Genomic DNA, 21,878 nt, shown 5'->3' on the forward strand with positions numbered 1-21,878 from the left:
ACGGGCTTTTTCAAGATTATGAACACAAAAACAAATAATTATAGCTTTTTATTATTTCCCCTTTTTTTGTTGAAATTTTCTCGAATAAAAATATGGACATCACTTTCTTTATAATAAGTTTTGTGGTAGACTGTCTGAAATGGTAACTCTCCTGAACTGCGATAACGCTGCAAGGTTCGTTTGCTGACATTGAGTAACTGGCATAAATCCTGATTGTCAAATAACAGTTCTCCATCTAACATATTTCTACGTTGGCTCATTTTATCGAGTTTCTTGTCCTGTTTATCCAAGCGATCTAAAATTCGCTCCATCCATGCTTCAAAATTTTCTTTATCTATATACATAGTATGCTGTTTTAGATGTTATGCCCTATCATAAAGTAGTTTTGATTGGACGGATCTTTAATAATTATCTCTTTCTCACGCATAAACTTGATGTAGCTTTTGGCTGTACGCTCTTTTACATCCATGATTTGCTGTATGCGGTCGCACAAGTCGATATAAGTCAGGTGTTTTTGAGAAGCAAATATTTCACGAGCTACATTAGACAACTCTGTTTCCTTACGTTTTTCTTTTTCTTCTCGTGGTTTTTCTCCTATGTAGATGTGCATCCCGGCTTCTTTATCCCATGAGAACTGCATTAAGGGAACATCGAGCGGGCTTCCATCTCTAACTTTTAGAGCCTTTACTACCGATATCGACGGATCATTGTCAAGTTCTATACTTAGGATTGCAGCAGCCTTGCGTTGCAATTCAGACCCAAGATGCCCCCGCAGTTTTAACCCGTTGGGGACATAGTGGAGTACGCATATAATGCAGGTCTTGTATATTCCAGCTAAACGATACAGTTCATCTACAATTCGGATACTTTCTGCTTCATCATTGGCAGAAAGCACCAAATCCGCTATACCGTCAATAACAACCAGGCGAATGCCCTCATACTCGTAATGATACTTATCCATACTCTGAACAATGGCTTGTAATCGTTCTTTTCGGGACATTCCGGTAAGTGAAAATGCTCTTAATTCTTGCGGCTTTTCTTGCAGTTTGGCACGCTTCAAAAGGTTGGTTACATTTTTAAAAAGTTGTACTTCTGATTGTTCGGTATCATAAAGCAAGACCGCTTTATTGTCGGAATTATCTCGGACATCAACTCCTAATGTGTCAATAAGTTTGTTTTCTTTTCTTATAGAGCCTGCGATAAGAGCAGCGACATAGTTGCTTTTGCCTGTACCTTCTCCGCCTGTTATACAAAGGATATTTCCCTGAGTTCCCAAAGGAACATCGCCGGCAGAGATAACTTCCTCTGCTTTTGCAGGAGGATTGTTAAAGTCAATTTCGCACGATTTCAGCATGGTCATTGTTTCACTATATAGGTTTTCGAGAAAATCGAGGAATAGTTGACGGAACTCTTTTCGGCTATTTCCTTTACTGAAATAGTTGGTTACATCTTTATCTTTCTTTTCGCCTGAAAGTGGCAAAGCAAGCCGCTTAACACCGTAGCCAGACAAAGTTTTTTCGTGTTTTATAGCACTGTCTATTCCTGTTTTATCAACATCATAGAGCAATACAATATGTTTAAACCGAAACGTCAGCTTGTAGATAATTCCTGTCGGAATCGTTGAAGTTTCACTATTGAAGCAAATTGCATGAAAGCCATGAGCGGCAAGTGTCATTACATCTTTTTCTCCGCCTGTAATAAATAAAGCATCTCCTTTTGCGGGTAATTGCTCAAGTCCGAAGCAGTAATTCTCACCAAGATTTCCACCATACAAAAAACGTATTTCCGAAAACGGTCGATAGATTTTAATGTGCCGCTTACCCATGTAGCCGAATAGCGGCTCATTCTCTGATGAAGTATAGAAGAAAGGCTTGTCATCTTTATTTACACTTCTAAACTCTTTCAGGGATACAGCTCTGTATAGTTTGAGTATTTCGGGAGTAATACCTGATTGCATCCAGAATTCCAGTTCTTTTTGGGTGAAGTTTTGCTGTATGATATTATAAGTTTTGATTTTAGGTTGTTCGATATTAACTGGATTATTTCTTGGTGTAACTGCCTGTGTAGTAAAGGCAGTATAATCCGAATTACCTAATCCTAAAGACATATCCCTGTTTATGATATTCAATATTTCAACGAAATCTATCCCATTGCTACAATCTAAGCCTTTCAACTTGCCGACAAAGAAGAAGCAATCACCACTGAAATCATCATTACCAAAATCCTTAATCCGATAGATATCCCCACGACGGTCGAAATAGATATTACATGACGCTTTACGGTCATCATACAGAGGATTAAGGAAATTGCGTCCTGTTTTCCACTGTCCCGAAATGTAGTGTTTGAATACATCCAAACCACTATTCGTTCGTCTTAAGATTTCGTCTTTGTTGAGCATGGAGTTTATGATTTGAGATAAGATCATTCATACATTCGTCGGTACTGCGGATTTTTTTCTCACTAAGCATCCGTTTTATTTCCGCAATAGTATAGTATGATTTGCCGGATATAATTGAGTAAGAAATTATTCGATTGCTTCGCAAGCGCTGAAGCGTCCGCTCGCTGATTTTAAGGAAGGTGCAAACCTCATAACCATCAACCCACATTTCGTCCGGGTTGATAGTATCATCTTCCTGATGATCTATGACAAACTTTGCTATGGCATTAATCTTGGTGACCAGTTCTTTATATGCCTGCGATTCTATTGTTATGACATCCATAATCGTAACTATTTGATTCGCTGCAAAGTTCGACTGTTTTTGGATGGCTGATAACGAGGTCGGTATGACTATTTTGAAAACTATTTGCAGTCTGCTTATTCATAGTTGCTTACAGCCCAATTTTACTTCCAAAATCAAAAGAAAAAATACGTAAAAGGTCGGTATCGTGATATTTACAAACCCAAACACCCGATTTTGACCTAAATTAGCATCAAAATCGGGTGTTTGAGGATATATACCGACCTCGGTATTGGTTAATTTCTTCCCATACGCCGTAATAAGGCGTCTTTCAATTTTTCAAGAAACGGTGTAGGGGCATTCCGTATTTTTAAATCGCCAAAAGTACGTGAAAGGTTCGTATCCAACTGGATATTGAATACATTTTGGATGTAATCGTAAAGTTGAGTGAGAGGAACATCGCCAAATGTTCCGGCACTATCCCAAGCATAGATCTGTTCTTGTAATTCAGCTTTGCTTCCTTTCCACGTTTTTTTAGTGGTAGGAAAGTTAAAAGAACCTGCTCTCATTCCATTGTCATTTAACAACTCGATTTCTTGCATAAGATAGGCAGAAAGCATATCATTAGACAAAATCTTTGCTACTTTGAAATCGCAATTTGTGGAAAATTTAGGATCAAGCTCATGATAGAACGTTTCGAGGTATTGTTCGGCATCTGTACTATCCCGCAAAAAGTAGAGAGTGTCCAGATGGGTGGAACCCGAACGGTAATATCGTATAAAGTCAAGTCGTTTAGAGTTATATTTATTTATGTCATTCAAGATATCACATAGATACTCCCGTTGTTTATCTATACCTATGGGTCGATTCATTTCGATATTGTAAACTTTACGATAGTATATTAAACGAAAGCACAATCTGGGCTTAATTTCTTTAAAAAATGAAATTTCGTCATCATCATTCTTAAAGTTATGTGACAAGACAAATAGTTTCAACTGTTTGAATGCATCAGCAAGCACACGCGATGCCTCCAATGACTTTGTAATCACGCTGACTTCCGAGCATTCGATTTGCTCAACTTTCACATCAACCTCTTTTTTGAGACTATAAATAAATTGAATCATAATTCTGCACTTTACTTTCACCCAACGCAGAACTCTAACCTATAATCTTTATGGTAAAACAAGGTTATATTACTCATGAACTACTTTGGATATTAATTACAATATTGACGTATTCATAAAGAGACACTGTAAATTGAGCATGATTAATACTTCATTTTAAGTATTCTTACTGCATTTAGTATAGCCAACAGAGATACACCTACATCAGCAAAAACCGCTTCCCAAAGTGTAGCTATGCCACCTGCTCCTAAGATCAGGACAACCAACTTTACCCCAAATGCAAGGCTGATATTCTGAATTACAATCCTACGTGTAGCTTTACCTATTTTAATAGCTGTGGCAATGCGACTTGGTTGATCTGTTTGCAATATTACATCCGCAGTTTCAATGGCGACATCACTCCCCAATCCACCCATTGCTATACCTACATCGCTCATTGCTAATACAGGTGCATCGTTAATACCATCACCAACAAAAGCTATATTATTCGTTGGATCGGTTTTTAGTTTTTCGACATGTTCTACTTTCCCTTCAGGTAGTAAGTCGCCAAATGCCTGTGTAATGTTAAGCTCCGAAGCCAATTTCGATACGATTGCCTGCTTATCTCCTGACAGCATGACAATGTTTTTTACACCCAACTCTTTGAGTGAATCCACTGCTTTCTTTGCATCTTCTTTTGGAGCATCTGCAACAAGGATGTATCCGGCATAAGCACCATTAATGGCACAAACAACTATCGTTTCGGGAATTGATGCTATTTCTACCGGAAATTCGATTTGATTTTTAGTTAGAAGTTTTGCATTTCCTACTAACACCGTTTTTGAAGCAACAGTAGCTTCCAAGCCGTGACCTGCAATCTCTTTAACATTTTCAGCTTTATCAAGATTCACTTTTTGCTGATTTGCGTATTCTACAACAGCCTTTGCAATAGGATGTGTACTTTGAGTTTCAACTGATGCTACGATTTTCAACAGTTCATCTTCATTAATATCGCCGATAGAAGAAATTTTCTGAACACTGAAAACACCTTGAGTCAATGTTCCTGTTTTATCCATAACAACCGTATTTATTTTTGTTATGGCTTCCAAATAGTTACTTCCTTTAAATAATATACCGTGTCTTGAAGCGGCTCCTATACCTCCGAAATATCCAAGGGGAATGCTTATTACTAATGCGCAAGGACATGATATAACCAAGAATACCAAAGCCCTATATACCCACTCATTGAATGTGAATATAAATTCAGGCGAAATAAATGAGTATAGCCACGGCATAAGAATTATTAATGCTGCCAATCCTACTACTATCGGTGTGTAAATCCGAGCAAATTTTCGGATAAACTGTTCGGCAGGAGCTTTTTTCTCTGTCGCATTCTGAACAAGGTCGAGAATACGAGCTAAAGCACTTTGCCCAAATGGTTTGGTGACAATAACTCTTGAAACATTATCGGTAGCAATCATTCCAGCCAAAACTTCTTCTCCTTTGCGAATTGTCCGAGGAACGCTCTCTCCCGTAAGTGCAGCAGTATTGAAGGAGGCAGATTCGTTTTGCAAAACACCATCAAGTGGAACTCTGCCGCCTACTTTTACTTCCACAACATCGTCAATGTTTACATCTTCAGGCGAAACTGTTTCCAATGAATCACCTTTTACTACTGTTGCTGTTTCGGGGCGGACATCAAGCAATGCGCTGATATTTCTTTTGGCACGATTTACGGCACTGTCTTGAAAAAGTTCACCGACCGCATAGAATAACATTACGGCAACTCCTTCAGGGTATTCGCCAATCAAAAATGCTCCGATGGTTGCAATACTCATTAAAGTATATTCACTGAAAATATCCTTTTTGAGCATGCTTTCCCATGCTTCTAATATAACCGGAACACCGACAGGAATATAAGCTAAAAGATACCAAGCAAGCCTTATCCACTGATTTTCAAAGAATGTTAGATTGAATGCAGAAAATAAAATTCCCGAAATCAATAAAACAAAAGATATTCCTGCCCGAATATATGCTCTATTTGGTGAGCTTTCTTCCTGTTTTTCTTTGTCACATGAACAGGTATATCCATTCTTTGTAACTTCCGTCTTTTCCTTTTTCATATCATTATATTTATAGATTATTCTTCCTCTTCTTCTCCACCGCTTATTTTAGACATCACATAAAATGCTCCTTTCGATATGATTTTAGCATTTTCGGCAATACCATCTACAGGTCTAATTTCTATGTAACCTAAATCAGTTGTTCCTGTGATGACTTCAATTTTCTTAAACTGATAATTTTTTGCATCACTATCACATTTTTCTTTGCATTTCGGGTCATTACATCCTTCTTCTATCCCAGTTAATATAAAGATAAATTGCTTGCCCTCGGCATTAGCCACAGCACTAACAGGAACAGTTTTAACATAACTGTTGCCGGTTTTAATCAGGGCTGTAACATACATTCCAGGAAGAAATTTTTCTGTTGCAGTATTTTTTAATTTTACATGAACTGTGATAGATTTACTGTCATTCTCGAATGACTGGTTAATACTGTAAACCGTCCCTATAACAGGCTTTCTATCCAAGTTTGTGAGCAAAACATCAACCTCTTGTCCCATTTTTACTTTGGAGAAGTCTTTTTCAAATATCTGAATATTACACTGTATTTGCGAATTATCTGTAATTTCCATTAGAGGTGTTTGCATATCTGCATAACTTCCAGTTTTAATACGAATTTCCCCAACCACTCCGTTGATAGGGGCAACAATGGGAATTTGTGTCACAAAATGTCCTGTTGCTGCCGATTGCGGATTTATATTTAGTTGCCGCAACTGAGTTTCAAGACCTGTAAGTCGAGCTTTGTCCGCTTCATATTTGGATGTTACTTGTTGAAGGACTTTTCCTGTCCCTGCATTTTGGTTGCTTAATTCCTGTTGACGTTCGTACTCTTGGCGACTAAATGCCAATTCTTGTCTTTGAGCGAGATAAGCCTCTTGCATCTTAACAATTTCAAGGTTTTCTAACATGGCGACAGTTTGTCCCTTTTTAACCGAACTTCCTTCAATAACGTTTATTTGTTTAATGATACCTGCCGCTAAAGACGCTACCTCCGCTTTGTTTTGTGGAAGTAAAGCCATTTGTCCGTTGGCTCTAACCACGCTGTTGAGATTTTTCATTTCTACTTCTCCCAACTCGATATCAACAGCTTTCATTTGTTCTTCGGAAACTTCGATGGCTTCTGAATGACTTTGTTCAACAGTTGTTCCCTCTTGTTTTTTATTGCTCTCTTTGCATGAGGAAAAGCCTATTACACCAATCAATAAAAGGATTGCTGCGATTGATTTTATTGTTGTTTTCATTTTACTTATTACCCTTTAAATAATTTAACAAGATGATTGTCTGATTGAAACGGTTCATGGCATCGGCATACTGCAACTTGATATTGATAGCCGTTTGCATGTTTTGAATATATTCCATATACCCTATTTCCCCGATCTGGTAAGATGCATTTGCTACCCGCACCATATCGTTGGCTTGTGTCACACCTGTGGTTTCGTAGTATGTCAGGCTTTCTTTTGCCTTAAGATACTCATTGTATTGTAAAGCATAAATATTTTGAAGAGATTGCATAGCCTGCTGCTTTTCGGTACTTATCTGCATGCTTCTTATGTTTGCAGCTTTAATTTTTGAACGTTGTGCTCCAAAAAACAGAGGGACACTTATTCCCACCTGAAAACTGGGAGTTTTAGAGTCTGTAAAGTAGTATCCGCCAAATATGTCTGGCAACAGTTTGTTCTTTTCTACATTTACTTGTGCTATATTTACATTCAACTGTTGGTCGTAATGACCTATTAATGGATTAGTAGTGACCGATTCAATATCCAATGAAACAATATCCGGTATTTTTTGCAAATCTCTTTCCTGTGGCAATATAGATTCTCCAGTATTAAGCAGTTTTTGCATTTCCAACTGACGATTTGCCAAGTTTGAAATAGCCTGATTAAGCTGCAATCGGTTCTCCTGATACTTGCTTTCGGCATTCATTTTTTCTAATTGACTGCTTTCTCCTGTATTGTAACGAGCTGTTGCCTTATGCAAAAAATCAGCGTAAATACTGTCTTGTTGCTGTAGTAGATTGACTGTTTGCAACGCATGAAGCATATCGTAATATGTTTCCGACACCTCGCGAACAATTTCATTTTGAGTGATGTTTTTCGATTTTTCTGCCAATATGGTTTCCTGCTTCAGCATCTTACTTTGGCTCGTGTAGACAGTCGGAAACTCGAATGTTTGTGTGATCCCTATTTTTCTGTCAATCAAACCGGGCATAATGGGGTCTTGCGCGAATTCAACACCTGTTTTTTCGGGATTGAATGCAGTCCCTTGTAAGGCTTTCGCTTGCTTTATTCCTAAATCTGCCGAAAGTATTTGCAGATTCTCAGTCAATGCCATATCAATACACTCTTGCAAAGATTTAAGTTTACTTTGGGCATTGACGTTTTCAGCAGAAAAAAGAGATATGGTAATCAGTAAAATGACTATAGGTAGAACTGTAGATTTTCCTGTTTTCATTTTTCTGTGTTTTAAGTTAATCTTCGAATCGAATATGATGTAGAGCGAAGGCAACACTAATAGGGTGAGTAAAGTTGCTGTAATTAATCCACCGATAACCACTGTTGCCAAAGGTTTTTGTACTTCGCTTCCTGCACTTGTAGAAAGAGCCATAGGTAGGAATCCAAGTGATGCTACCAATGCAGTCATAATAACAGGTCGTAATCGAATGTCGGTTCCTATGCGAACTCTTTGGTAAATATCTTCCACGCCTTCTTCCTTTAATTGCTTAAATTGACCTATCAGAACAATACCGTTTAGTACAGCAACTCCAAACAGAGCGATAAATCCAACACCTGCCGAGATGCTGAACGGCATACCTCGGAGCCACAAAGCAAATATTCCACCGATAGCAGAAAGAGGGATGGCGGTAAAAATAAGCAGTGCTAATTTTATATTACGGAACGTGAAAAAAAGCAATACGAATATGAGTAATAACGCAGCTGGTACCGCAATCATCAGTCGGTCTTTGGCTTCTTTCAGGTTTTGGAACTGTCCTCCATAAGTATAGTAGTATCCTGCCGGAAGTTTCAATTTCTCATCCAATATCTTATGAATCTCTTCTACTGTACTTTCCACATCTCGCCCTCGTACATTGAAACCTACGTATATTCTGCGTTGTCCGTCCTCATGACTGATTTGAGCCGGAGCTGTTTTATAGGATATTTCAGCAAGTTGATTGAGAGGAATGTGGTTGCCCGAGGGCAACGTTACAAAGAGATTTTCGAGATTGCTCAAATCATTACGTAAATCGCTTTTTAAACGAACAACCATATCGAAACGTTTGTCGCCTTCGAATACAACTCCTGCCACATTCCCGGCAAAGGCTGTTCGAAGTACAGTATTAACATCACTTATTGAGAGTCCGTATACTGCTATTCTATCTCGGTTATATTGTACCTGTATTTGTGGCAATCCTGTTACTTTCTCTACAAATGGTTCACTTACTCCTTTCACATTTTTAATCAAACCAGCCAATTTTCCTGCATGCGAAGTAAGTACTTCCAAATCTTCACCGTAAATCTTGATGGCGACATCTTGACGAATACCTGTTATCAATTCATTAAAACGCATTTGCATTGGTTGTGTCAATTCCACTCTGATACCCGGAATTGCTTCCAACGCTTCTTCCATAGCTTCCATCATTTCTTCTCGACTATGGGCGGTTGTCCAATCTTCTTTTGGTTTCATGGACAGCATCATATCACCACGTTCGATAGGCATCGGGTCAGTAGGTATTTCTGCGCTACCAATTCGAGTAACGGCTTGTTTAACTTCGGGGAACTTATCTTTTAATATTTTTTCTGCCATGCCGAAAGTTTCTATTACCTGTGTGAGTGAAGTTCCTTGTACCATGCTAATTTCGACTGTCAAGTCACCTTCTTCTAAAGTGGGAATAAATTCGCCTCCCAAGCGATTGAATACACTTAGGCTGAAAACAAACAGGGCTACCATTGATAAAATAACAATTTTTTTCCAACGCAAGCTAAAATCCAATACAGGACGATACCAACGTTTCAGAACGTTGATAATACGGTCTGAAAAATTTTCTTTGTGAAAGGTTTTCCTGCTTAGAAATAGTGCACTCATCATAGGCACATAAGTCAAGGACAAAATGAATGCTCCGATTATGGCAAATGATACTGTTTGTGCCATAGGTTTAAACATTTTACCTTCAATGCCCACTAACGATAAGATAGGAAGATATACGATAAGAATAATAATCTCTCCAAACATTGCGGTATTTCGGATTTTTGAAGCTGCGCCATATACCTCTTTGTTCATTTCGGCTTGGGTAAGCAAAGGTTTGTCCTTAAACAACAGACTGTTTCCGGTAATGCGATGTACAATCGCCTCGACAATGATAACCGCGCCGTCTACAATCAACCCAAAGTCAATTGCTCCCAAACTCATTAGATTGCCGCTCACGCCGAATATATTCATTAGACTTACGGCAAATAACATGGAGAGTGGTATAACCGAGGCAACAATTAGTCCAGCCCTAAAATTACCTAACAACAGTACAAGAACAAAAATGACAATCAGCCCGCCTTCAAGCAAATTCTTTTCTACCGTTCCGATGGCGCGATCAACCAATTCTGTGCGGTCTATGAAAGGTTCGATAACTACGCCTTCAGGTAAACTTTTCTGAATTTGCTCCATCCGTTCTTTAACGTTGGCTATCACTTTTGAGAAATTTTCGCCTTTCAACATCAGTGTGATGCCTGCTACAACTTCGCCTTCTCCGTTACGCGTAACAGCTCCGTATCGTGTTGCCGTACCGAAGCGTACTTCAGATACATCTTTAATTAATATAGGCGTGCCATTAGTATTCTTAATAACTATACGCTCTATGTCGGATAAAGTTTTCACCAAACCGATGCCACGGATAAAATTGTAGTTACTTCCTTGTTCTATATAGCTACCACCTGTGTTTTCATTGTTTTTCTCCAAAGCTTCGTAAATTTCGGCGATACTAACATTCATCGAAGCCAATTTGTCATTATCTAATGCTATCTCGTATTGTTTGACATAACCTCCCCAACCGCTAACTTCTGCTAATCCTTCAGTTCCAGCCAGTTGGCGTTTTACAATCCAGTCCTGTATAGTACGTAAATCGGTACTGGTATATTTACCTTCATAGCCTTCTTTGGTGTGTATAACATAATGATATATTTCACCCAACCCTGTGGAAATGGGGGCTAAAGTCGGCTCACCTAATCCTTGCGGAATTTGTGATTCTGCTTCTTTTAATTGTTGGCTTATCTGTTGCCGTGCCCAGTATATATCAGCATCGTCTTTAAATACGATAGTAATAACTGATATACCGCTACGGCTTATACTCCTTTTTTCAATCACATCAGGGATATTAGCCATAGCCAGTTCAATAGGTGTAGTAATGAACTGCTCAATTTCCTGCGCACCCAAAGTAGGAGCCTGCGTGATGATTTGTACTTGATTGTTGGTAATATCGGGTGTGGCATCCACAGGTAATCGCACCACGGATATGGCTCCCCAAATAATCAGTGCCAGTGTTAGTACACCAATTACAAGCTTATGCTCTATTGAATATTTAATGATTTTATCGAACATTTTATCATTCGGTTTAATTATTGACAACTTTAGTGAACACATATACTACTCCGCCAAACAACTATAAAAGTGTTCAGCGTAAAGTTTATCCTTTAAAAAAGGTGTTTAATTAACCGATTTTAGGCGGTTGCCAAATATTCCCGTAGAATACGGGTATAAAATGTTGAGTATGGGAAACTGGGGTTGAAGACTCATTGCTCATAACGGGTTTTATAATAAGCCCCGTTGAAGATAAAATGAAGCCTGAACAAGTATGACATAAATGAAAAGGAGAACAACAGTTGGCGCATGTGACATCACCATTTTGTTGATTTCCGTCTATACTCGCTGTAACCTCGTACTTTTCACATACACATTCAATCCCGTCAAATGCATTGATCGAAAGAGAGAAAATGTATAATGCTAATATGGTTGCGAATATTTTCATGCAGCAAAGATAAAGATAATATCTTGCAACTAAGTTGCAAACTTTTTACATTCTTCGCAAAATCCTTTAATAACGAGATTAATACTTATAGGAACCAAGTTATCGGGTATTTTTAAATCGGGAACGGCAACTTTGTCCAAACAGAAAGTTTTGTAGCAATGTAAACAATAGAAATGAGCATGTGTGTCACTGATACTGCAATTACAATTACTGCTACATACAGAATATTTTATAGCACCTGAACCATCGTCAATGCTATGAACAACCATGTGCTGCTGAAATAATGTTAGTGTTCTAAACAATGTTGACTTATCAATAGTTCCCAATTCAGCTTCCAATTCCAATAAACTGAAAATTTCCTTTTTATTGGATATAGCTTCAAGAACCAACAGCCGTATGGCTGTTGGTTTAATGTCTTGTTTTTCTAACCGATTTATATACTTATTTTTTTCCATCGTCAAAAAATATAAATGGTAGTGTACCAAAGAAAAATACGGATACCAATATTTCTCCTAAAGGTACATAATGAAAGAAGCACTCCTCATCTTTGCATCTTGATACAAAGAACCAAAAAAGTAAGCCCAAGATTATTCCAGATACAATAGATATTATAACAATCCGTTTTTTTGTTCTTGGGCTTATTCTTTTTCGTCGTTTTCTACTACGACGTACCTTTTTCATTACGTGTAAATCAAAGTTCTACTGCCGATAATTCGGCAAACGCCTTTTGGTAATCCATTTCAGCTTGTAATGCTTGATTAACTGTTTCGTAGTACAAACCTATTTCTACCATATAATCCAGCAGTGATATTTCTCCGGCATCCAGTGTCTTTTTCAATAAATCGGTACTGTTTGCTGTAAGCAGAGATTTCCTGTACGCTTGTGCCGTATTTTGAAGCCCTATTGCTCGATTAAATTGAATTTGAAGATTGCTGTAAAATTGCTGTTTACTGTCAGCTTCTCTTGATTCTGCCGCTCTGACTGCTGCTTTTGCCTGTTTTACTCTATTTTTGTTTTCCCATAGAGGTATCGAAACACCAACAGAAACACCTTGAAAACGCTGACCTACCACTTTTTCACTCATATATCCGGCTGAAAATGTAGGTAGCCCCATTGCTTTACTTACTGACACTTGCCTTTTACTTACTTCTATCTCCTGTTTTATATAAGCCAAAACAGGGTTCTTTTGTTCGGCATTTACGAACCAGTCATCAAAATTTAAGGGTAATTGGATTTGAGCGAATTGGGAATCATCAAATGTCACATCATTGCCGCCATTCAACCTTTTTAGTTGTGAAAGCAGTGCATTACGTTCAACTTCAATACGACTTATTTCTCCCTGAACAGTAGATAAATTAAGCTGTACTTTGTTGTATTCAAGTTTATTCGCATCTCCGGTTGCTAATCGTTTTTCATAACTTTCGGCAATTGTTTTTGCGTGCTCCAAACGTATGTCCAACTCTTTTTTCAGCGCATTGTAATATATCAGCTCAATGCAATATTGTTTTGCTTCAAGCATGATATTCATTCGATCTGCCTTGTATTGCCATTCAACCAAATCGTTTTTTCCGTTGGCAACTTTGCTCTTCATCCCTGTAATAGTAGGAATGTCGAATGTTTGAGTAACGCTGAAATCTGTACGGTTTCCCATATCTACGGGGTTACCCCATAGGTAGTTAAAACCGACTTCGGGGTTAGAAAGATATATTCCCGTTCTGTTTTCGAGTTTCTGCGATTCTGCTGTTTCTCGCAGGGCTTTTAAAGTAGTATTGTTTTCTTCAATGGAAGTCAATACCGAATTGATGTTGTTTTGGGCGTACAGTGAAATACTCCCAAACAATGCCAATATACTGATTATAATTGCTTTCATATTTTTATATTATTATTCAGTTTCATCACTGACAATTTCCGATTTCACTACATTTCTATTTGTAATAAGATACATTATTGGGATGATGAATCCATTTAAAAGTGTTGAAGTAAACAACCCTCCAAGTATTACGATTGCCATCGGACTTTGAATTTCATTACCAGGAAGACTACCTCCCAAAGCAAGAGGGATCAAAGCTAACCCAGATGAGAGTGCAGTCATAAGTATTGGGTTTAAACGATCCAACGAACCGTGCATCACACTATCAAATTTAGAATGACCTTCTGCCTGCAAATCGTTATATCGTGAAATTAGTAGCATACCGTTTCGGGTAGCGATACCGAAAAGAGAAATAAATCCGATGAGTGCTGGGATGCTGATAATTCCGCTTGTAAAGTAAATAGCAAACACCCCCCCGATAAGTGCTAATGGAAGATTCAATAGAATAACGCTTGCCTGATTTATACTTCGGAACTGAGCAAATAGCAATAAGAATATTACCATTATCGAGAATATGGAAGTGATCAGTAACGTTTGTGATGCAGCTTGTTCACTTTCAAATTGTCCACCGTATTCAATATGATAACCTTCGGGGAGAATAATGTCTTCTTTTACGGTTTTCTGAATATCGTTTACAACTCCTCTTAAATCTCGTCCGGCTACGTTTGCCGATATTACTATTTTGCGTACAACATTTTCCCTGTTGATAGTATTGGGGCCAGTTGACGAAGAAATTTCTGCAATATTGCCTAATGGAATTTTTCGTCCGTTGGCATCTACTATCAGATTCTTTATCCTGTCGGCAGTTGCCCTGCTGTCTTCGTTTACTTTGAGTGTAAGGTCAAAAGCCTTATTTCCTTCGTAAACTTGTGATACAACTTCTCCTGCCAACATTACATTTATAATCTCCGCAAATTCAGGTAATGAAATACCATACTTGGCTAACAACTCTCGTTTAGGTTCTATTTTAAGCTGTGGACGCTCTACTTGTTGTTCTACGTTCAAATCGGCAACACCTTCCACATTCTGAATGGATTCTTTAATCTCATTTCCTAACGCAAACATTTTATTAAGGTCTGTTCCAAACAGTTTAATTGCAATGTTTGCTCTCGTGCCAGACAACATTGCATCTATACGGTGAGAAATGGGTTGTCCGATTTCGATATTGACACCGGGTAACACTTTCATCTTTTCCCGAATCTCAGCCAATACTTCGTCTTTGGAACGTTTATCAAGTATAAATGGTGCTTCAATTTCAGATACGTTTACACCTAAGGCGTGTTCGTCCAGTTCGGCACGTCCTGTTTTACGACCAACGGTTTGAACTTCGGGTATAGAGAGAAGAATGTTTTCGGCAATCATACCCATTTTGTCTGATTCCTCGATGGAAATACCCGGAAGCGTACTTATATTAATCGTAAATGAACCTTCATTGAATGGAGGTAGAAAACTACGCCCAAGAGTAAAGAAAATAATTATGGTTACAACCATAATACCACCTGTTCCTCCAAGTACCCATTTTTTATGATTTAATGTCCATTTCAACGCCTTTCCATATACTCCCTTTAGCTTGCGTACAACGTAAGGTTCCCTTTCAGGTTTATCATTCTTTTTGGGTTTTCCCAACAAGTAGCTACAAAGCACAGGAGTAAGTGTCAATGCTACAAGAGTAGAGGCAAGTAAGGCTACAATAAATGCTATACCAAGGGGAGCAAGCATACGACCTTCCATTCCCGAAAGGAAAAATAAAGGCACGAAACTCGCCACAATGATTAACGTTGAGTATAAAATAGGCATACGCACTTCTTTAGAAGCATCAAAAACAACTGTCATTACTGTTTTTTGCTCTTCTTTGGGTTTTTGCCTGTTCTCCCGCAATCGCTTAAACACGTTTTCGACATCCACAATTGCATCATCCACAAGCGAACCGATAGCGATAGCCATACCTCCCAAACTCATTGTATTAATGGTTAAGCCCATAAATTTAAGTGCCAGTATAGCGCAAACCAACGACAGAGGAATAGTAACAAGCGAAATAACCGTTGTACGGGCGTTCATCAAGAATATGATAAGGACGATGATTACAAAAATACCTCCTTCGTATAATGATTTCTGTACGTTATTTATGGAGTTATCGATGAACCGCGCCTGACGAAATATATCTGTCGATATTTTCACATCCTTTGGAAGCGATTGTTGCAGTTCTGCAAGCGATGCATCTAATTTGTCGGTAAGTTCAATCGTACTTGTTGCAGGCTGTTTAGTTATCGTGATTAATACCGCAGGCTTGCCATGATTTGAAGCAATTCCCAATTTCGGAGCTTTGTTGCCTATTTTTACATCTGCAATGTTTTCAAGCAATACCGGAATATCATTCGTTGTTTTAATTACGGATTTACCTAACTCGGATAGCTTATTAGTAGAAAGAATCCCACGAATAATATATTCGTTACCATACTCATAAAGTACACCTCCGGCTGCATTTTGATTCATATCCTGTACTACCTTTATCACTTCGTCCAAACCGATGTCGAAGTGTTTCATTTTTTCAGGATTTAATAGAATTTGATACTCTTTGATATCTCCTCCTTGAACGGTAACTTGGGCTACGCCACCTGTTGAAAGCAAGCGCGGGCGTACAGTCCAATCTGCTAACGTTCGTAAATCTTGAAGGGAAGTAGTATCTGCTGTAAGCCCTACAATCATTAACTCTCCTAAAATAGAAGATTGTGGCCCCAATGTCGGATTACCGACGTTGGATGGTAAGGCATCTTTAACAACAGCCAGTTTCTCTGATACAATTTGTCGGGCAATATAAATATCGGTTCCCCAATTAAATTCGACCCACACGATAGAAAAACCCGTAGTAGAAGAAGAACGAACCCGACGTACATCAGTTGCTCCATTCAATGCTGTTTCCACAGGAAAAGTAACCAAACGCTCCACTTCTTCGGGAGCCATGCCTTTGGCTTCGGTCATCACGACAACCGTTGGCGCATTCAGATCGGGGAATACATCCACCTCCATATTTGAGGCGGTATATGTCCCTGCCAGCATTAACAGGAGTGATGCAACCAAAACAACCATGCGGTTGTTGAGGGAAAATTTTATTATTTTATTCAACATAACACTTCGAGTTAAAGATTAATGATTGTGACCTTCAGGCATTACTGAGGAAATGGCTGCCAGCTTAACCTGATATACACCTTTGGTGACAACTTTGTCTCCGACCTTTAATCCCGAAAGGATTTGTAATCTGTCTCCGTTGTTTTGACCTAATGTAACTTCTTGTTTTTTATAACCCTCTTCATCCAGCTGTATATAAACAAAGAATACCCCCTGCTCTTCGGTAATGGATGATACGGGTACTGAAATCACATTGCTCTGTGGAGTTGAAAGTAGGAATACTTCGGTAAAAGAACCGGGTATAATATCGCCTACATTATCAAATTCAAACGTAACAGGTATGAAAGAGGATACACCTGATGCTTTTCCGAAAGACAGTAAACGACCGTTCAGATCCGATAGCTTATAAACCGTATTGTCATACGATGGTTTGAAGTTCGCACTACTAATACTTTTCAAACTTTTGTAATAGTTTTCTGTTACTTCGGCTCTTAGTTGTAAACGTCTGTTTTGAGAAACAGTAACGATAGGTTGACCAACCGAAACATATTCACCCTGACTAACCAATCTGGCTTTAATAAATCCGCCTATTGGCGAAGTTACGCGTACTCCGCTTGCCGATAAATTTGATGCTTGTGCTTCATAAGTTGTTTTAGCTGTCTCATAACGCAAACGCACTTGCTCAAATTCCTTAGCAGAAATTATCTGGTCTTTTACAAGTCCTTCGGCTCGCTGATATTCTTTTTGAGCTGTTTCGTACACAATTTTTGCTTTTACAGCCGGATCACCATCCTGTATGTTCTTTGCAGAAACATTTACAATCGCTTCACCTGCTCGTACTGCCGCCCCTTCTGTTATTGAAGGATTTGCAAATGATACGATACCGTTTGATGTTGCCACGATTGTAGCTTCATCTCCCTGAGACGCTTGTATCTGTCCACTTGTTTTTATTACTTGATTAAAGGCTCCTGCTGCAACTGTTTCGATGGTCAGTCCGACAGCTTTCGCTTGTTCTTTGGTAAAAACGATTTCATCCGCATGCTCGCCTTCTTCTTTTAACTTTTCACCCTCATGATCATGTCCGTCATTTTCAGAATGGTCATGTTCATCTTCATTTGAATGGTCGTGTCCATCTCCTTCAACATGTTCATGGGGGTCTTTTGATGAATTATCTTGCTTTTTTTCCGAATTACATCCGGTAAGCAGCATTGCTGCTATTATAAATAAACTAATGATGTACGTTTTCATTTACTTGATATTTTTAATTTAATTGAATAAAGAAATTCTCTTCCTATTATCAATTGTTTAATGTTTGTGTTTGTCGTCTTTACTATGGTCGTGACCCTCATGATTATCGTGTTTTTGGTCATCATCTTTGCTATGATCATGCCCTTCATGATTGTCATGTTTATTGTCTTTATCTTTGCTGTGATCGTGACCTTCATGGTCATCGTTTTTAATTTGCTCTTTGTTTTCTTTTGATGATTGATTGCCCTTTTTAGTTGTTGAATCACATCCTGTAAGCAGCATTGCTGCTATAATAAATAAACCAATTATATATTTTTTCATTTTTTTGATATATTAAATTTGAATTGAAAAGGAAAGACCGCCCTGTTGTCCATTATAAAATGGAAGAAGAGACATGTTTTTCTTATCGCGATTATTCTTTGAAATTTTTTGTTCAATGTATGGGTATATCCAATAAGCAACTTTTGTGCTTAGTATTCCAAGACCTGCACCAAAAGCTACATCACCTACCCAATGTTTGTTATTATATATTCTGAATATCCCTGTTCCGGCAGCAATGGTATATCCTGCGATGCCATACCATATAGAAACGTCTTTATATTCTTGCCATAAAAATTCAGCACCCATGAAAGCGACAGCCGTATGCCCCGAAGGGAATGAATTGTTTGCCGATTTGTCGGGTCTTTCTACTTTTGCTGTGTATTTTATGCTATTTACTGATGCAGCTGTGAACAATGCCGACAATCCTAAAATAATTGTTCGGTCTTTAAAGTTGTTTTTACCTTTTATACCAGCTAAATTCAAAGCATATACACTTGCAGCAGGAACATATTGAGTAATATCGTCAATCTGAAACTTTTCAGGTTGGTGAGTTATTACCTCATGACCTATGGCATAGTTTAATAACTTTTTATTCGGTGCAAGTGTTGTCTCAACAGCTCCATAAGCCATTAAAGTTGCCGGAATAATCAGTTGTTTATATGGAAACTTGGATGATTTATCAGAAATACTATCAGCTTCTATTTTTATTATATCATCATTGTCGGCATTAGCCGCATACGATGAAAATATGGAAGAACATAGTATTAGTAAACTTACCATTTTCTTTCTTAATGACATATATTATACAAAAAATAAGGTTGTAATATGTACCATTCCCTATACATCCGATTCAATCGGATATACAAATAACCTATTTAATGTGAATAGGTTTATAAATTAAGAAAGTAAGTAAGGCGGGGCACGCAAACCATTAAATAGGTTCGCTTCTGCTGATTTGTAGAAAGAAATAAATTCCCCGTAATCCGATTTAGACGATAAGTATTCCGGATTTAGGATAAAATCCGAAACAAGAAAATATACGGGAAATAAAAACGAATATGAATTATCATCGTGGCTTTCTGATTTTGCCACTTTGTATTTTATTCCATTGTTCAATGAAGAAGCAATATAATCAACTTCGGCAACACAAGATTGGTCATCGCCTTTTGGAATATTGCCATGATGGGTATGTTCATCGTTTATGGCATCATCTTGTTCACAGTATTCTGTAACAATACAAGCAGTCCCTTCATGATGATGATGAGGCACAATTGCAACCAACATCAAAACTAATGTTGATAATGCAATAAATGATATGGAAACTGCTTTTTTCACTAATATTTTATTAATAACGCAAATGTACGTAAAAATGTTTGCAACTAAGTTGCAAACTTGTCACAATCTCCGCAATAGCCTTTAATTACAAGGTTTATGCCTTCCATTTCCATGCCTTGAGGCAATTCAAATTTAGGCATAAGAATATTTTCTAAACAGAATGCTTTCTTGCAATAGTTACAGTAAAAATGCACATGAGAATCACTCACTTCGCAATTACAATCATCTTTACAAATCGAGTATTTGATAGCCCCCGATCCATCGTCAAAACTGTGAATCAGTCCATTATTATTAAAAAGATGAATGGCTCGTGAAATTGTTGATTTATCAACACTAGTGAGCTTGCTCTCTAAATCTCCAAGGCTGAACGCACTATCAAATTCTTTCATCGATTTAAAAATCAGAATACGACCAGAGGTCGGTTTAATATCCCGATTTTCAAGTAATTTTTCTATTGATTCTTTCATGTATAATTTAATTACTAAACATTTACAACGAATATGCCAAAAGTATAGTTTCTATACTTTTGACATATTCTTCTTGAAAACGTACTTCAAGTTTTTATTTATGATGCCCTCCATCATTATGGTTGTTGCTATTGTTAGTTGTTCCATGATTATGGCTCTTATCTGTGCAGGTTGCCGCATCATGAGTATTTCCGTTGTTGGCTTCACCATGATTATGTGTAGCATCATTACAGGTTGCTACATCATGTGTCCCTCCATTAGTTGTTCCATGATCATGATTCTTATCTATGCAGGTTGTAGCATCATGAGTTCCTCCATTGCTGTTTCCGCCGTGATTATGTGTAGCATCATTACAGGTTGCTGCATCATGAGTTTCTCCGTTATAGTGAGAATGACCTCCTTTAGCAGATCCGTTAATATGCTTCCCGTCATGTGTAACACCATCATGGTCAGGGAAAGGACATGCTTGATGCGTACCATCTGCAAGGATTTCACAATTCTCATGATTACCCAAAGTACATTGGGATAAAACGCTTGATGTGTATGATTTAACATCCGAATATCCAAGATTTGAAGCACGGGTTGCTACACCATTATCTGAACTTTCAAGACCTTGAATATCGTTGTCTTTACTACATGATGTGAATAATAAAGCTGATGCGAAAAATAAATAAAAGATTACTTTCATGATTTAATTTATTACTGTTGTTTTTCTATTCTTGCTTTTGAGCAAGTAATAGAATTATTAATTATGCCCTCCGTTATGATTCTGACCATGAGAACCATGAGAGTGCCCGTTCGCATCGTGCGTTCCGTGGTCGGTTCCGTTGTGATGAGTTCCATCATGCTTAGTTCCCGAATGCTCTGCATAACCACATGCTTGGTGTGTGCCATCATTCAGAATATCGCAATTTTCATGGTTCCCGGCAGCATGTTGCTCTGCTACACTTGCTTTGTAAGCGTTAGCATCCGAAAAGCCAAGAGATGAAGCACGTAGTTCCAAATTTTGTTCTGTATTTCCTAAGTTATGATCATCATCCTTACTGCATGAGGCAAATGCAACTACAAACGCTAAAATGGCTAATGAATAAAATACTTTTTTCATGTTTCTCTTATTTTTAATTATTTAAATTGAAATTCTATCTATATACCAATTAGTAATAATTTTACCCTATGGTAAATCAGAAAATAATTTCAAAATCTATTTACGGTACTTGCAGCATCCGGGAAGAGCATCATAAGTTGCTTGATCCGCTTTGTGTTTTTCTGTATCATGCCCCACTTTCGCTAAAGCCTTACTTATAGCATCAACAGATGTTTTGCTTCCATCAAAATTAACGTGTATTTGTTGCGTTTCTGCATCCCACTGAGCCGATGAAACTCCATCAATTGATTTAGCCGTCTTTTCAATTCTATCCTTACACATATCGCATGACCCATTAACTACAAAATGTTGATGGACTTGCTCTGTTGTTGTTGCTGCTTTTTGTTGGTTAGCATTCTTTTTAGAACCACCTGATCCACAAGCTGTCAATAATGCTACAGCGGCAATGATAATTAATAAATTTTTCATAATAAACTTCTTTAATTTGTT

Annotated in this window: 18 protein-coding genes; all 18 read right to left on the minus strand. The window is 37.9% G+C overall.

Annotation, left to right across the window (positions count from 1 at the left end; translation table 11 throughout):
* Window positions 1–38 precede the first annotated feature (38 nt).
* The gene (locus B9Y81_RS08655; protein ID WP_085536625.1) at window positions 39–344 is read right to left on the minus strand and encodes a helix-turn-helix domain-containing protein; all 306 of its coding nucleotides are present in this window, start codon (window positions 342–344) and stop codon (window positions 39–41) included.
* A gap of 11 nt (window positions 345–355) precedes the next feature.
* Window positions 356–2,398, minus strand: a complete 2,043-nt coding sequence (locus tag B9Y81_RS08660) for a bifunctional DNA primase/helicase (protein ID WP_085536626.1) — start codon at window positions 2,396–2,398, stop codon at window positions 356–358.
* Window positions 2,361–2,720 (minus strand): helix-turn-helix domain-containing protein, encoded by a 360-nt coding sequence (locus B9Y81_RS08665; RefSeq protein WP_085536627.1) that lies wholly within the window; start codon window positions 2,718–2,720, stop codon window positions 2,361–2,363. Before B9Y81_RS08665 ends, B9Y81_RS08660 begins: the two co-directional genes overlap by 38 nt.
* 254 nt (window positions 2,721–2,974) lie before the next feature.
* Complete coding sequence (locus tag B9Y81_RS08670) at window positions 2,975–3,802, minus strand: RteC domain-containing protein (RefSeq protein ID WP_085536628.1); 828 nt, start codon at window positions 3,800–3,802, stop codon at window positions 2,975–2,977.
* Window positions 3,803–3,945: 143 nt separating this feature from the next.
* On the minus strand, window positions 3,946–5,904 hold the full coding sequence (locus B9Y81_RS08675) for a heavy metal translocating P-type ATPase (protein WP_085536629.1): 1,959 nt from the start codon (window positions 5,902–5,904) through the stop codon (window positions 3,946–3,948).
* 17 nt (window positions 5,905–5,921) lie between these two features.
* On the minus strand, window positions 5,922–7,145 hold the full coding sequence (locus B9Y81_RS08680) for an efflux RND transporter periplasmic adaptor subunit (protein ID WP_085536630.1): 1,224 nt from the start codon (window positions 7,143–7,145) through the stop codon (window positions 5,922–5,924).
* A 1-nt stretch (window position 7,146) separates the two neighbouring features.
* Entirely contained in the window at window positions 7,147–11,490 is a 4,344-nt protein-coding gene (locus B9Y81_RS08685) for a CusA/CzcA family heavy metal efflux RND transporter (RefSeq protein ID WP_085536631.1), read from the minus strand.
* A 456-nt stretch (window positions 11,491–11,946) separates the two neighbouring features.
* Complete coding sequence (locus B9Y81_RS08690) at window positions 11,947–12,372, minus strand: Fur family transcriptional regulator (RefSeq protein WP_085536632.1); 426 nt, start codon at window positions 12,370–12,372, stop codon at window positions 11,947–11,949.
* 236 nt (window positions 12,373–12,608) lie between these two features.
* Window positions 12,609–13,787, minus strand: a complete 1,179-nt coding sequence (locus B9Y81_RS08695) for a TolC family protein (RefSeq protein ID WP_085536633.1) — start codon at window positions 13,785–13,787, stop codon at window positions 12,609–12,611.
* A 12-nt stretch (window positions 13,788–13,799) separates the two neighbouring features.
* Window positions 13,800–16,913, minus strand: coding sequence for an efflux RND transporter permease subunit (locus B9Y81_RS08700; protein ID WP_085536634.1), 3,114 nt, complete (start codon window positions 16,911–16,913; stop codon window positions 13,800–13,802).
* Between the two features lie 18 nt (window positions 16,914–16,931).
* Entirely contained in the window at window positions 16,932–18,161 is a 1,230-nt protein-coding gene (locus B9Y81_RS08705; protein ID WP_085536635.1) for an efflux RND transporter periplasmic adaptor subunit, read from the minus strand.
* Between the two features lie 57 nt (window positions 18,162–18,218).
* Complete coding sequence (locus B9Y81_RS15160; RefSeq protein WP_095996268.1) at window positions 18,219–18,482, minus strand: hypothetical protein; 264 nt, start codon at window positions 18,480–18,482, stop codon at window positions 18,219–18,221.
* A gap of 12 nt (window positions 18,483–18,494) precedes the next feature.
* The gene (locus B9Y81_RS08715) at window positions 18,495–19,262 is read right to left on the minus strand and encodes a phosphatase PAP2 family protein (protein ID WP_085536636.1); all 768 of its coding nucleotides are present in this window, start codon (window positions 19,260–19,262) and stop codon (window positions 18,495–18,497) included.
* Between the two features lie 117 nt (window positions 19,263–19,379).
* The gene (locus B9Y81_RS08720) at window positions 19,380–19,817 is read right to left on the minus strand and encodes a DUF6769 family protein (RefSeq protein ID WP_085536637.1); all 438 of its coding nucleotides are present in this window, start codon (window positions 19,815–19,817) and stop codon (window positions 19,380–19,382) included.
* Window positions 19,818–19,861: 44 nt separating this feature from the next.
* Entirely contained in the window at window positions 19,862–20,284 is a 423-nt protein-coding gene (locus tag B9Y81_RS08725) for a Fur family transcriptional regulator (RefSeq protein WP_085536638.1), read from the minus strand.
* Window positions 20,285–20,378: 94 nt separating this feature from the next.
* Window positions 20,379–20,798 (minus strand): hypothetical protein, encoded by a 420-nt coding sequence (locus B9Y81_RS08730; protein WP_139822907.1) that lies wholly within the window; start codon window positions 20,796–20,798, stop codon window positions 20,379–20,381.
* 231 nt (window positions 20,799–21,029) lie between these two features.
* On the minus strand, window positions 21,030–21,389 hold the full coding sequence (locus B9Y81_RS08735) for a hypothetical protein (protein ID WP_085536640.1): 360 nt from the start codon (window positions 21,387–21,389) through the stop codon (window positions 21,030–21,032).
* A gap of 96 nt (window positions 21,390–21,485) precedes the next feature.
* Window positions 21,486–21,857 (minus strand): heavy-metal-associated domain-containing protein, encoded by a 372-nt coding sequence (locus B9Y81_RS08740; RefSeq protein ID WP_085536641.1) that lies wholly within the window; start codon window positions 21,855–21,857, stop codon window positions 21,486–21,488.
* Window positions 21,858–21,878 lie beyond the last annotated feature (21 nt).

Source organism: Massilibacteroides vaginae, assembly GCF_900178525.1.
Classification (GTDB): domain Bacteria; phylum Bacteroidota; class Bacteroidia; order Bacteroidales; family Tannerellaceae; genus Massilibacteroides; species Massilibacteroides vaginae.